Here is a 13,003-nt window from a genome sequence, read left to right on the forward strand (position 1 = left end):
CCGCTGCGCGCCGTCAACTCCCTACTTGCCGCGTGACGTTCGCTATCCGTTCGCCCTTTCCGTGCAGATACGTCACTTTCGTGTAGTCACCCCTTCAACCCCCTGGCCGGTCTCGATCCCGACAGCCTAGACCTGGCCGAAGACGCCGCCCTCCTCGCCGACGCCCTGGTCCACGATCCGCCCGGCCAGGTCGGCGAGGCCCACTGGAATGAGGAAGCCAAGGCGCTGATCGCCGGCCTGATCCTCTACGTCGTTTGCGAGGAACCCGCCGCGACTCGGACGCTGGCCACCGTGCGGGAATTGCTGACCCTCAGTCCTGGCGACTTCGCCGCCGCGCTCAAGATCATGCAGGAGACCATGGGCGCCGGCGGTCTGATCCGCCGCGCCGCCAATCGTCACCTGGGCAAGAGCGACCGCGAGGCCTCCGGCGTCCTCTCCTCGGCGCAACGGCACACCCATTTCCTCGACAGCGCCCGCATCAACCTGATGATGGCCAGCTCGGATTTCCGGTTCGCCGATCTAAAAGAAGCCAAGGCGACGGTCTTCCTGGTCCTGCCGCCGGAGCGCCTGGACGCCTATTCCCGCTGGCTGCGGCTGATGGTGGCGCAGGCGATCCACGACCTGGCCCGCTCCCCTGCCCGGCCGGCCACGCCGGTGCTCTTCCTGCTCGATGAGTTCGCCGCCCTCGGCCGCCTCGAACCCGTCGAACGGGCCTTCGGTCTGATGGCGGGCTACGGCCTCCAGCTCTGGCCGATCCTCCAGGACATGCACCAGCTTTGGAGCACCTATGGCGAGCGGGCCGGAACCTTCGTCTCCAACGCGGGCCTGGTGCAGATCTTCAACGTCGCCGACGTCGAGACCGCGAGCTGGGTGTCCAAGTCGATCGGCGCGACGACCATGAGCTATCAAACTACGGGAACCAGCACCTCGCGTGGCGGAATGCAGCTTTTCGAGACCAAGAGCGCCTCGGTCTCCACCCACCTGTCGCGGCGCGAGCTGATGACGCCCGACGAGATCATGCGGCTGGATTCGAGCCTGGAAATTCTCCTGCGCCAGGGCGAGGCGCCGGTGATCGCCGCGAAAATCCGATATTTCGAAGACCCGGCGTTCCGGAATTTGGCGAACTGATCGCCGGATCGGCCAGCGACGAGGCCCCTCCCCCTCAATTCCCGGGAACCCGCCCTCGCACGCGAACCTGCTTACCGCCGTCGATGCAGCCCACTTGGGTTCCTGGGTTTCCCCGCCAAAAATGCCTGGCCTCCCTCGGAGGACACTTTTGGAGGGCAATACAGCCGCTTGTTGGGCAAGTTTTTGGCGCTGAACGGTCTGTCAGACCTTCTCAAGCGAATAATTTATCGGCCTACGGCCGATTCCTTTTGGGGGATGCCGGGTGGGAGGATCGCCAAGGCGATCCGGGGCGAAGCGGCGTAGCCGCGTAGCGAGCTGGCGGGGGCGTAGCCCCCAAGAGGCGGAGACTATGCTTCTCTTTTTCTTGATCCGGCCGTTAGAAGAGATTCTGTTAGATATAGGAAAGTTAAAGAGTTAAGCCGAATCAAATCCTTACTATCTCTTTGTTTTCCCTGAGAAAAATTTCAGGGCGGGTTCCCGTTACCACGGGGGCTGGTTCCCGAAACCACGCGGGATGGGTTCCCGAAACCACGTCACCAAAGGTTCCTAATACCACGGGCCTCCACCGCCCTCGGCTGGACCTTCGCTGGTTCCTAAAACCACGTGCTTGGCCAAAGAATGCCGGTTCCTAATACCACGAACCTGGATTGCCCGGTAAAACCGGGCAATGGCCGCCCTCCGGCCCTCCCTTTCTGCCTTGGACTCGCCTTCAGAGGCCGAATCGGGCCTTGATCCGCGACTCAGGCCCCCTCCCCGGTTCCTGAAACCACGTGCCACAATCCCCTGTGCGCTCAACGGATTGAGTCGGGTTCCTAAAGCCACGACAGCGCCACCTCCCCTCAAACCGGCGCTGAGGATCAGCCTCAGTCAGAGCGTTTCTTCCACCCGTTTCAGGTCGGCGGTCACGTCATGCACGCCTGGCTCGTCCCAGATCGGGTCACGCAGATAAAAGCGTGACCGGTCCAAAACGATTGTGCTTCTCAGGCGAACCACGTCGAAAGGCACGAGCGCCGCCCGCAATATCGAGAAGTCCGACTGGAATAGAACCGCTGCCAATATGTCGAAGCGAGCCTTTTCCAGGTTCCCAAATTCGCCCAGCTGGCGCGAGGGATTGCGGGGCGTAATGCGCCTGCATTTCACCTGAAATCGCGTACCGTCATGCAAGGCGTCGAACCCTGCATTGGAGTTTCTCTCCAACTGCCATCCGAACGCCTTGGCGAAGAGATTTTCGGCATAGTCGCCCGTGGCATTGGACGTGCGGATGACGCCCCGAGCGCGCAGTTCGTCATGGGCCGCAGCGCTGAGCATCATCAGTCCTCGCGCACTCAAGGCGGCCAAATCAGCTCCAACATCGCCGTCGCCAGCTTTCGACACCGGCGGATCTAGCTCGGCATGTTCGCGCGGCGATCGGCGCAGGCCGTCGCGAAACCATCGGGCGGATACCCGCCCTCGATCCAGGCCGACCATGCCCCATCAAAGTCCCGTGGGTCGCGCTGAGCGTCTATCCAGGCGGCGCGGGCGTCTTCCCGCCCGCGCTGGGACTTATCGGCTCCTCGGCGTTCCTTCACGGCTTCCTGGGCATACATGCGATCGACGAAGTGGACCGCCGGGCTACCGTCCTGCGTCGCGGTCTCCCGCATCGCGTAGCGCGGGAGTTCATCGGCGCGGCACATCTCCCGAATGCGAAAGGTGAATTTCTTCAACGGCGATTCACTGCCGGTCTTGTCGTAGAGCGTGGTCATCTTGACCGTCCAGCCATGCGGCTGAGATCCAGCGTGCTTGCGCGCGACGCGGTAGATCGCCCGCTCGATGCCGCCGGTAAGCAGGAAATACTCCCTATCGAGCGTCAGGATGTTCCCGCTCATGATGCCGTCCAGAAGCCAGTCCGGGACGCGCAACGTCAGGCTCTTGAGCTGTTCTGGGTCGTCGATCCCCTCCCCCTCCCCCTCGATGTCACCGAGGTAGTGGAAAGCGGTGTAGCGGCGCTTGCCGGCCCGGATATTGGTCTCAACTTCCGTGGTCCGCAGGCGTTTGATGGCCCGTAGCAGTTCGACGTAGTCCTGGCCGCTGGTGCCGCGCGCGATCCCCTTGAGCAGCTCGTATGGGGTCGTGTGAATGGTCGGCCGCAAGTCGTTCTTGCCGGCGTCGCGCTGCGCCACGATCCGAGAAATGCACCAGATCAGGATATCGGCGTCCCAAATCGTCGCCATGCCGTGGGTCGGATTGCCGTTGACCTTGATCCACAGCTTGCCGTCCGGGGTCTCGTAATGGATCGGCTTGTTGCGCTTACGCTTGGCGATGGAGAAAAACGGTCGCTCCATCATCTCCGCGCTGTCCTTGGGCGCGTAGTCGATCAAGTCGGCGATGAAGAAGTCCCGAATTGGGTGTGGATCGGTGCGGGCGCTCATGTGCCCTCCCCTGCCCTACCCGCGTTTGGGAACGCGGAGGTCATCGCTCCCCCATCGGGTGCTTGCCGGCCTGGCGCAGGACGAGATCCAGCGCCTCGCCGATGAGCGCCTGGACGGTCACGCCACGCTCGACGGCGAGGAGCTTCACCGCGCGGGCCATCTCCGGCGAGAAATATCCCGCGACCATGGTCTTGCCGATGCGAGCTTTGGCAGGCGCGGCCACGGGCATCTCGGCCGCCTTGCGAGCCCGAGCCGGGCGTGGCGAGGCGGGGCTGGCGACTGGAGCTGATGCCGGCGCCGGCGCCGGCGCCGGCGCCGGCGCGGGACCGGCCGCCTGGGCAAGGCGTGCGGAAAGGCTGGGACGCGCGCTCATGCCACTGCCCTTTCAGGGTGGGGACGTGTGGACATGTCCAGGCGTCCACATGCCCACGTGTAAAGCCGATCAACCTCCTCGGCCGCCTTGCCGGCCGGCTCATACTCCGCCGCCGCCTGGCCGTTGATCACCGCATGGCGGAAAGCGGCCCGATCAACTAGGCACACCGGCGCGATAGCGAGCTGCAAGCTGCTGATCACCGTCGCGACCTCCTCGATCAGGGCGGTAGCGCGGGGCGGAACGGCGTTGAGCACCACATAGGCGGGCTTCTGAGCCACCCTGACTAGCTCCGCCGTCGTCTTGATGGCGTGAAGGTCGAAGGCTGAGGCCCGCGTCGGGATCAGAACGAGGTCGGCGGCCTTGGCGGCGGCGACGGCGGCGCTATCGGCCGCCGGCGGACTGTCGATCACCACGAGATCAACGCCGGCCTTCTGGGCCTCGGCCAGAGTCGGGCCAAGCCTGGCGTGCGGCGCGGCGACCACGGCGGGATTGTCTGTTCCCCGCCAGTCGGCCCACTGCGCTGCTGTCGCCTGTGGGTCCAGGTCGATCAAGGCGACCGTATAGCCCGCGTTCGCGGCTGCGACGGCCAAATGAACGGCCAGGGTCGTCTTCCCGACCCCGCCTTTCTGGCTGACGATGGAAATGGTCTTCATGGCGCGCTGACCCCTATCGGTGTCCTCACGTCCACACGCGGACACGAGGATGGTTCGACATGTGGGCGCGTCCTCGTGTCCACGCCTCCGCAGACCAACATGTCCGCAACCCGACGTGTGGACACGTCCACAAGCCAACTCTCGCCGGGAACTGTTAACGTTTCAATAACAGGGAACGATGGCGCTCCACATGTCCTCGTGTGGACACATTGAATGCACCGATTCCCGTTCCCACGCGAGGGGAGGGGGCTCGGCAGTGAGAAACCCGCCACACGTGGACACGTCCTCGTGTGGACGCACCTCCTGATCAATTCTAAGGGCGACCGCGAAGGCGGGCTGTGTTCTCGCTAAGCATCATCAGCTGTTCAGGCTCAGCGGCGAACCACGCATAAGTCCCCCAGGCCAGACTGTTGACGGTCTTCTTGAATGGCCCGGCGCTGCGATCAAGATAGGCCGTCACGAATGCGACATGCTCCGTGGGAAAGCCGGCCCCAGTAGCCAGTTTCTCAAGGGCAGCCTTCCGTCGCACACCAACTGGCCCATCGCTCGCGACGACTTCAACAAACACCAAAAGGGGATGTTCAGGCTCGAGGTCCACGAGAACCACGTCCGGCAAATTTTCGTCCGCCTGGATGTTCAATCCAACCGACTGTGCCAGCGCGAGGTCGCGCTGGACCACTTTGTTACCGCTTTCGCTGATCGACAGAACGGCGGGCTTTGCCAAGAACCTAATGGCGAAAACCTCCACCACGGCCCGTGTAATTTCCGAGCTGGGACCTGGCGACATCAGGCGTGTTTCGCCGTTCGGGAATTTCACTAGAACAGCGTCAGCGGTCTGACCCGCACCTTGGCGAACGATCGCCAACCGCGCTAAGGCACCCTTATTGAGCTTGGCGGAACGCCAGTCGCTGAGTGCCGTGTCGAGGGCATTTCCCTCCAGAAGAGGATCGAAAAGCGCCGCAAAATCAGCCCGCAAGGCGTAGCGGGGTTTGCTTGATGTGGTTGGGAGGCCCGTTTTCATCATGACGGCGCCGACGACAACCAGACCTTCTCGCAGTGTGTCATCACGGATGCTTTCGCGGGTGGTGTCCTGATACCAACGCTGCCCTGCAACTTCGCCATTCGGTCGCCGGATAGTGGCGATGTAGCCGAGGCGATCGGCGTCACCCGTCAGGGCGGCTTGGTCGACTGTCATCCGATAGACGTGCTTTGGTCCAAGCCACACGTCTTCGCCTTCGATCGCACCGATATAAAGGGCCGTATAAATCGTGCTGGCGGCCACCATGCTCACCAAGTCTGCTCGGCGATCTATTCCCTCGGGAAAAATCTCCTGCAGGCGCATACGGATGAGGTCTCGGCTAAGCAGGGCAGGCATACTCATTTCGCAGCGCTGCCAGCGTAGAGCTTCAGGAGCGCCGCTTCAATCGCGCCGGCGCTAGCCCCGCGCTTCACCAATTCTTCGACTCCTCTCATCGCTGATGCTTCAGGGAGGGGCAACGCCTCCAACTCGAAGGCTGACACCGCGACACTGCCGCTGATGCACCGGAATAGCTCATCAACCACCCGGCTATTGAGCACCGCGGAGACAGTCGCGGGCGATATCGAAGGGTTGAGCGCCGGGCGGACCATGTTGAGGTGATTTTCGACAATGACCCCTCCGTGCGCCGCGATAAACGAGGGCGGCAACTCGGCGGCGATGAGCCGACGAACCTGTTCTTTGGCGGTCGTCCGCTGGACTAGCACGCACGCTTCTTCGACCACGAGCCATGCGTCCCCGCGCTCGATCTTGAAATAGGGCGCGTGGTTTCGCTTGTCGGCCCGGTAGACGAAGCGGCCATCCGCCGTGACGGATTCGGCCCAAATCAAGGGATGTACATTTCGGCCCGCCCGCTCCCGCATTTGGCCCTTAAAGCGGTTCCAAACGAGCGGTCCAGTCGAGACGCTGTAACCCCAGTCAGCCAAGCGAGCGGGCATCTTTTCAGCGGCGGCGATGAGGGCGGAATGCTCTGGGTCGCGCGGCGCCAACCATGGCGCGGTCGCAGGGGAGGGGAGGCCAATCGTGCCGTTGCGGACAACCGTAGCCTCGCGCTCGCTGGTGACCTTCACATAGTGGACCTGCGCACGGCCCGGGCTCGCGCCTTTGCAGTAGGCCGCCAGGCAGGTCTCCTGCAGCACGTCCTCGAAGACACCGCTGCGGGCGTGGACAAAATCGATCGCCGCCGGCGGCGCCTCCTGGGCCATAAGCTCTCGCAGCGCAGCGTAGTAATGGCCGCCAAGGAAGCTGGTCGGCGTCAGATAGGCGACGATGCCGCCCGGCTTCGTCCATCGCACGGCGATGTCGGTGAAAACGCCATAGAGATTGGCATGGCCATAGAGGCTGCGCTGGTAGCGCCGCCGCTGTTCGGGGGTTAGCGCGACCCGACCGTAAGGCGGGTTTCCAACGACCAAGTCGTAGGTCTCGCTGGGCGCCTCTTCGAGGGTGTCCGCCACTCGCACCATGATCGGGACAGGTCGGCGGGCGATCGTGGCCAGGTCGGCGAGTTGGATCTCCAGCGCCGCCTGACCAAACCACGCCGCGTAAGGATCAAGCTCCAGGCCGAGGAGGCGACTTCCGATTTGGCCAAGGACGAAAGCCGCGTCAGCTTCGGTCATGGCGGCCCGCATCCGCTCCGCCGCTGGCAACAGGAAAGCACCCCCGCCGCTCGCGGGGTCCAGAACCCGAGCCGTTCGCCAATCGACACCCTGTTCGGCTGCTAGGTCAAGAAGGCGGCCCGCGAGGGCAGGGGGGGTGTAAAAAGCCCCCATGGCGCTGCGCTCACGACCATCCAGAAGGGCGGTATAGAGTCCGGTCAGATTGTGCAGTGCTTCGCCCATGGGCAGCGGCGCGGCATCACGACCAATCGCCTCGGCCATCTGCTGGACGGGTGCGTCAAGGCGGCCATATGGGGTCGAAAAGGGGCTGCTGAGCTTTGCGGTGGGTTGGGTCGCGCCGGCGTAGGCGACCAGGGCCGCGCGCGTGAAGACGGCGGCAAGGTCGCGGCGGCGGGGTTCAGGCAGCGTCGAGGCCCAGGCGCGGGCCAGTTGGCGCCCGCGCGCCAACTCATAGCGGCTGGTTTCTGAGTCACGGAAATCGAGGCGGGCTGGTGCGACCGCTTGCAGCTTCGACTTCATGTCAGTTCCCCATCCCGTTGCGCGCCAATGTTGCACGTAGGGTCTTCGGCGTAACCCCGTAGGCGCGCGCAACCACAGGAACTGGCTCGTCAGCCGCGAGGCGCGCTCGGGCTTCACCGATCTGTTGCCCGTTCATTTTGGGCCGGCGACCAAGGTGTCGCCCAGCCGAGCGAGCCGCAGCGATTCCCTGGCGTTGCCGGTCGCGAAGGCGCCGGCGTTCGTGGGCGGCCAGACTAGCGAGAATGTCGGCGATCAATCGGCCGTCGTTGGTCGCAATGTCGAGGGAGGGGAGGGCGAGGACCTTTAGGACAATTCCCCGCCGGATCAACTCGTCCATGAGCATCACGGCTTCGCCTGTGCTCCGGCCCAATCGGTCCAACTCTGTCACGATCAGCTGATCACCTGACTGCAGGTCGGCGAGCAGACCATCCAGGCGCCGACGCGCTTTGACTCCGCTCTCGACCTCCTCGACGATCTGGTCGCAGCCGATCGCGGTAAGCGCGTGTCGCTGCCGCGCGAGGTTCTGATCGTCTGTGGAAACGCGGGCATAACCGTGTCGCATTTCTACCCCCACCTTTCTTCTCGCATAGAGCCTTGATTCGATTGTGAGCTTCAGCGCCAAATGGCGGATGATCTCCAGCGCTATATGGCGCCGATGACGAGCGTGCTCCGGGCAGCTTCGACCACGTCGTCGGTGATCACCGACAGGCCGTTGATCTTCAGGATGCGCTCGATCTGGATGAAGACCCGCCGATGGATCGTGGCGGCTGAGACCCGCGGCCGCTTGAGCGCCATTCCCTCGATCAAGCCGACGAGATCGGCCGGCGTCTGTCGAACGCCCGCGTCCGAGCGGGTGAGACGCTCCAAGCCTGACAGGCCGTGCATGCGATAACGAGCCAGCCAGCGCTGCGCAGTGCGGAGCGGGACTCCAGCGGCCCTCGCTGCGAAGGTGAGCGGAACTTCATCGTCCAGGACTGGCCGGAGCACGGCGAAGCGAGCCATCGCTTTCCTGCGCTGTTGTCCGCCCTCGGTGTCGAGCGCCATTGGCGCTGCCGGCTGCTCCATGCCGCCCTCCGCACGTGCGCGGGTGTCCGAAAGAGGATCGTTGAACGGACGGTCCGCCCCGCACGAACCGCGCCCCACAAACTCAGGACCTCCGGAGTCTCATAAGACCCGTACGCTGAGTCTTTCATTGAGGGGAGGCTTAACGTACACTTTCGGCATGACGACAACCTTGATCGGTTACGCCCGCTGCTCCACCGACAAGCAGGACCTCGCCGCCCAACGCGCGGCGCTCCAGGAGCTCGGCGTGGCGGCCGATCGCATCTACACCGACCACGGCTTGACCGGTGCGAACCGCTCCCGGCCGGGGCTGGATCAGGCTCTCGCCGCGGTCCGCAGCGGCGACACGCTGGTCGTTCCCAAGCTGGATCGCTTGGCCCGGTCAGTTCCGGACGCGCGCTCCATCGCCGACGCCCTGGTCGCTCGGGGCGTCAAGCTCAAGCTGGGAGCGAGCATCTATGATCCCGCTGACCCGATGGGGAAGATGTTCTTCAACATCCTGGCCACCTTCGCCGAGTTCGAGGGCGACCTCATCCGACTCCGGACGCGCGAGGGCATGGCGATCGCCCGCGCACGAGGGAAACTCAAGGGAAAGCAGCCGAAGCTCTCGGAGAAACAGCAGAAGGAGCTGCGCCGGATGCACGGCACCGGCGAATACGCGATCAGCGATTTGGCGGAGCTGTTCTCGGTGTCCCGCCCGACCGTGTACCGAACACTCAACCGCCAGGTCCTCGCCACATAGCCCTGGAGATAGACCGCCATTTAGCGTCGGAGTTCACAAGCAAATCAGCTACTTGGGAGGGACGAAAGGTGGTGGAAGAAATGCGCTACGGCTACGCACGGGTTTCGAGCGAGGAACAGAGCCTCGCCCGCCAACGGTCGGCGCTGGGCGCCGCCGAGTGCGACCAGATCATTGAGGAGGTCCAGAGCGGGGTGAAGGCGCGCCATCGCCTTGATCAGCTCTTGGTGGGATTGAAGGCCGCCGACGAGCTTGTGGTGACCGAGCTGGACCGGCTCGGCCGCAGCACCGGCGAGGCGATCCTTCTCATGGACGACCTGATCCGGCGCGGGGTGGTGTTGCGGGTGCTCACCCTGCCCTCCCTGGACATCACCACGAACGACGGCCGATTGATCGCCGACATTCTCGCCAGCCTGGCCGCGCACGAGCGCCGGCGCACGCGGGACCGGCAGCGGCATGGGATCGCGGTCGCCAAGGCCGCCGGTCGCCACCTTGGCCGGCCCCCGAAGATGAATGGCCAGCAGATCACCGAGGCGCGGTCCCGCCTCGCCGGCGACGAGCCGGTGCGCGTGGTGGCGCGCGCCTATGGGGTTAGCGACAAGACGCTCAGAGCGACGCTGGCGCGGCAGGCGGGTTGAGGTGGAGGCGTTCCTGGAGCCCAAAAGAACCAAGGGGAGCCTTGCGGCTCCCCTGGCGTGTAGCTCCCTCGCGGGCAACGGACATTCGGTTTCCCAAAGCCGCAGAGCCTACATAGGCCCAAAGCGTTTATTTTTCAAGATCAAACGGTTTGGGTAGCCACGCCATCAGGCGTGCGAGGATCTCATTGAAATCCGCCTCTGAGACGAGCGGGATTTTACCCCGGACCTGAGATAGCCGGCTCGGCGCGATCGTGGAGGGCTGATTGCAGACTGCCCAGGATGCCTGCCCGTCTACGGAGGACGATAGCTTATAGGCCCAGCGGTTGTCGTCCTGTGGGTCCGTTGAGGTCGGGACGACCAGGCAAGGGCCGTGCAGCGCGTTCTTATAGGACACCACGACGACCGGACGTGTTTTCCACATCTCAGGGAGCTGGGAATCGCGCCAAAAGTCGCACCAGTAGAGCTGCCGGATTTTCGGCGCAGCGATGATCCGGGGCTTGACCCGTTGCGGCTTTTCTTCCGGCAGCGGCCCCTTTGGAGCCGGCCGTTCTCCGCCGCCGTCTGTCGCGCCATCGTTCATAGCTTGGCTTAACCCATTTCCGACTCGCGACCGAGAGGCCCCTCCTCCCAGCTAGTGTTCTTAATCGATCATTCACCCTATTAAGGAAACGTGTACATGTTCACACGTCCACTTGTGCGAGGGCTCACATGAGAACAATCGCGATCGTCAGCCAGAAAGGCGGGGCCGGCAAGACGACCCTCGCCATCCACCTTGCCACGGCAGCCGCAGGGGCCGGGCGCAGCGCTCTCGTGCTCGACGCCGATCCACAGGCGACGGCGAGCCATTGGGCCACATGGCGCGGCGGCGCCGAACCCGAGGTGGTCGATTGCGCCTCCCCTTCCCTTCTACCTCGAAAACTCCAGCAGGCTGCGGACCTGGGCGCGGAGTTGGCTATCATCGACACGCCGCCTCACGCCGACATCATGGCTCGGGAGGCGTGCAAGTCCGCCGACCTGGTGCTGATTCCATGCCGGCCGCAGGCTTTCGACCTGACCGCCGTCGAAACCACGGCGGGCCTCGTGTCGGCTGTTGGCAAGCCAGCGTTCGTGATCTTTATGGGCGGGCCGCAGCGGGCGCCCACGACCTATAGGGAAGCCCGCGAGCTTATCGAGGGGACGGCTGAGGTCGCGGGTCTGGGGCTTCGCGTCGCGCCGGTTATGTTGACCCAGCGCGCTATCTATCACCACAGCACCGCGAGCGGCCGAACCGCTCAGGAGGCGGAACCCGAAGGCAAGGCGGCCGAGGAGATTGCAGCGCTTTGGATGTGGGTAAGTGAACAAGTGAACATGAGCTCACGTTCGCGTGTGAACAATAAGGGACGCGCGGCATGAGCAAATTCGCAGGAATGAGAACGGCGCGCGTGGCTCAGGCCAAGCCCGCCGCTGAGGTGCTGGCGGCGCCGGAGAACGCCGCCGCATCTAAGCTTGGAGGGCGGGACGGTAAGAAAGCTGTTAGCGGCTACTTTTCGCCGGAGGTGAGCCGAGGCCTTCACATGCTGGCGCTGGAGCAGGGGAGCAATCTGCAAGCGCTGATGGGCGAAGCGTTCGACGATCTGATGCGCAAATACGGAAAGCATCCTTTCGGCGAGCGGTGAGCATGTTCACACATGAACATGTCCTCATGTGAGCACGCTCACGTGTAATCTCTTAAGCACTCGTTAACCTTGGCGCCGTCTGCTCCGTCGTTGCGTGGCGGATTCTGTGCGGTGGATTTCCGACTGTCCCGAATCCCGCCACGCTGACGTAGCGGTGCGAAGTGTCGTGCCGATTCGTCTGATTGGGTTCCCCGCGTCTTGGCGGATGCGGAGGCCCAGACAGACGAAAGCCCGGGTTGGCGCCCGGGCTGTTCGATAGTCTCAGTGGCGCGGGAAGCGCCGGGTGTTCGACAACCCCGAAGCTCCCCCAAAACCGAGCCGCAGTCAACAAAAACCGCTTCGGCGGCGACGGCGGAGCTTTGCCTATCGGATAGCAGCGCCAGCGAGGGCCGACCCAACGCGATGGGAAGGCATATGGAGCTTGTATTGGAAGGCTTTGCGGGAGGCGCAGAGCCGGGACGGGGAGGGCGGCCGGTGGAGCCGGTGCGCCGTCACAGCCGGCCGCAGGGCCGGTTCGAGGGGATGTTCTGGCGGCCGTTCAAACCCAAGGACGTGGCACGGTATCTCACGGCCGCTGAGCGGTTCGAGCGGGCCGGGAAGAAGCCAGGAGACCGCAATGGCCCGCTGGGGACCGTGGCGATCGAGGTGTTGCGCGAGCTGCTACGCCTCGTGGACTACAGGACGGGGCGGCTGGAGCCCGCGCTCCTGACGATCATGGCCCGCACCAAGCGGTCCAAAGACGCCGTGGTGACGGCGCTGAAGGCGCTTCGCCGGCATGGCTTCGTCGATTGGGTGCGCCGCTACATCCCGACCGGCAACCTCGGCGCCGGCCCCCAGGTGCAGCAGACCTCCAACGCCTACCGCCTGGCGCTCCCGCCGGCGGCCGAGCGACTGCTGGGGAGGGCCGGGGAGGATGCGCCCACGCCTGACGACCACGCCCATGCCCACGAGGCCCGCCAGGCCGAGCGGCGGGCGCAGCTCGCCGGCGTTGACCCCGAGGAGCGCAACGCCGTGCTGTTCGGCTCCGGGCCGCTAGCCAACGCTTTCAGTCGTATGGAACGGGCGGTCGAACAGAGGAATGAGGGGTGACTACACGAAAGTGACGTATCTGCACGCTAAGGGCGAACAAATCCGGTACGATGCCAGCAGATGCTATTCGCAGGCTTTCCTGCCCCT

General features: G+C 64.3%; 14 protein-coding genes and 1 pseudogene. 6 read left to right on the forward strand and 9 right to left on the reverse strand.

The window, feature by feature from the left end; translation table 11 throughout:
• Positions 1 to 87: 87 nt before the first annotated feature.
• A pseudogene (locus BN1313_RS16075) lies at positions 88 to 1,128 on the forward strand (type IV secretory system conjugative DNA transfer family protein); the annotation flags it as partial.
• An 867-nt stretch (positions 1,129 to 1,995) separates the two neighbouring features.
• Here BN1313_RS16075 and BN1313_RS16080 read toward each other — a convergent pair.
• The 8 genes from BN1313_RS16080 to BN1313_RS17150 all read right to left on the reverse strand — a co-directional run bounded on the left by BN1313_RS16080 (position 1,996) and on the right by BN1313_RS17150 (position 8,798).
• Positions 1,996 to 2,595 (reverse strand): hypothetical protein, encoded by a 600-nt coding sequence (locus BN1313_RS16080; RefSeq protein WP_218054413.1) that lies wholly within the window; start codon positions 2,593 to 2,595, stop codon positions 1,996 to 1,998.
• On the reverse strand, positions 2,511 to 3,536 hold the full coding sequence (locus BN1313_RS16085) for a replication initiator protein A (RefSeq protein WP_091743323.1): 1,026 nt from the start codon (positions 3,534 to 3,536) through the stop codon (positions 2,511 to 2,513). The genes BN1313_RS16080 and BN1313_RS16085 overlap by 85 nt, the downstream gene beginning before the upstream one ends.
• Positions 3,537 to 3,576: 40 nt before the next feature.
• Complete coding sequence (locus tag BN1313_RS16415; RefSeq protein ID WP_141653178.1) at positions 3,577 to 3,909, reverse strand: ribbon-helix-helix domain-containing protein; 333 nt, start codon at positions 3,907 to 3,909, stop codon at positions 3,577 to 3,579.
• Positions 3,906 to 4,562: a ParA family partition ATPase gene (gene parA / locus BN1313_RS16095; RefSeq protein WP_091743324.1), complete on the reverse strand. Its 657-nt coding sequence runs from the start codon at positions 4,560 to 4,562 to the stop codon at positions 3,906 to 3,908. The genes BN1313_RS16415 and parA (BN1313_RS16095) overlap by 4 nt, the downstream gene beginning before the upstream one ends.
• A 313-nt stretch (positions 4,563 to 4,875) precedes the next feature.
• Positions 4,876 to 5,937 carry a BsuBI/PstI family type II restriction endonuclease gene (locus BN1313_RS16100; protein WP_218054410.1) on the reverse strand — a complete coding sequence of 354 codons (1,062 nt, stop codon included), beginning with the start codon at positions 5,935 to 5,937 and terminating at the stop codon, positions 4,876 to 4,878.
• Positions 5,938 to 5,939: 2 nt separating this feature from the next.
• Positions 5,940 to 7,733 carry an HsdM family class I SAM-dependent methyltransferase gene (locus BN1313_RS16105; RefSeq protein WP_091743326.1) on the reverse strand — a complete coding sequence of 598 codons (1,794 nt, stop codon included), beginning with the start codon at positions 7,731 to 7,733 and terminating at the stop codon, positions 5,940 to 5,942.
• A gap of 1 nt (position 7,734) precedes the next feature.
• Positions 7,735 to 8,295, reverse strand: a complete 561-nt coding sequence (locus BN1313_RS16110; protein ID WP_091743327.1) for a recombinase family protein — start codon at positions 8,293 to 8,295, stop codon at positions 7,735 to 7,737.
• Between the two features lie 80 nt (positions 8,296 to 8,375).
• Positions 8,376 to 8,798: a leucine zipper domain-containing protein gene (locus BN1313_RS17150; protein ID WP_091743328.1), complete on the reverse strand. Its 423-nt coding sequence runs from the start codon at positions 8,796 to 8,798 to the stop codon at positions 8,376 to 8,378.
• A gap of 169 nt (positions 8,799 to 8,967) precedes the next feature.
• Here BN1313_RS17150 and BN1313_RS16120 point away from each other — a divergent pair, with 169 nt between their 5' ends.
• Positions 8,968 to 9,537: a recombinase family protein gene (locus BN1313_RS16120; RefSeq protein ID WP_218054411.1), complete on the forward strand. Its 570-nt coding sequence runs from the start codon at positions 8,968 to 8,970 to the stop codon at positions 9,535 to 9,537.
• Positions 9,538 to 9,605: 68 nt separating this feature from the next.
• Positions 9,606 to 10,172, forward strand: coding sequence for a recombinase family protein (locus tag BN1313_RS16125; protein ID WP_141653181.1), 567 nt, complete (start codon positions 9,606 to 9,608; stop codon positions 10,170 to 10,172).
• Positions 10,173 to 10,299: 127 nt separating this feature from the next.
• Here the strand turns inward: BN1313_RS16125 and BN1313_RS16130 are convergent, their stop codons facing one another.
• The gene (locus BN1313_RS16130) at positions 10,300 to 10,752 is read right to left on the reverse strand and encodes a type II toxin-antitoxin system PemK/MazF family toxin (RefSeq protein ID WP_091743331.1); all 453 of its coding nucleotides are present in this window, start codon (positions 10,750 to 10,752) and stop codon (positions 10,300 to 10,302) included.
• A 128-nt stretch (positions 10,753 to 10,880) separates the two neighbouring features.
• On the opposite strand from BN1313_RS16130, the gene parA (BN1313_RS16135) reads away from it, so the two are divergent.
• From parA (BN1313_RS16135) to BN1313_RS16145, 3 genes are all read left to right on the forward strand, one after another.
• Positions 10,881 to 11,564, forward strand: a complete 684-nt coding sequence (gene parA / locus BN1313_RS16135) for a ParA family partition ATPase (RefSeq protein ID WP_091743332.1) — start codon at positions 10,881 to 10,883, stop codon at positions 11,562 to 11,564.
• A 29-nt stretch (positions 11,565 to 11,593) separates the two neighbouring features.
• Entirely contained in the window at positions 11,594 to 11,827 is a 234-nt protein-coding gene (locus BN1313_RS16140; RefSeq protein ID WP_218054414.1) for a ribbon-helix-helix domain-containing protein, read from the forward strand.
• A gap of 414 nt (positions 11,828 to 12,241) precedes the next feature.
• A complete protein-coding gene (locus tag BN1313_RS16145) occupies positions 12,242 to 12,916 on the forward strand; it encodes a hypothetical protein (RefSeq protein WP_218054412.1) in 675 nt (224 codons plus the stop codon).
• Positions 12,917 to 13,003: the final 87 nt, after the last annotated feature.

The organism is Phenylobacterium immobile (ATCC 35973) (genome assembly GCF_001375595.1).
Taxonomy (GTDB): domain Bacteria; phylum Pseudomonadota; class Alphaproteobacteria; order Caulobacterales; family Caulobacteraceae; genus Phenylobacterium; species Phenylobacterium immobile.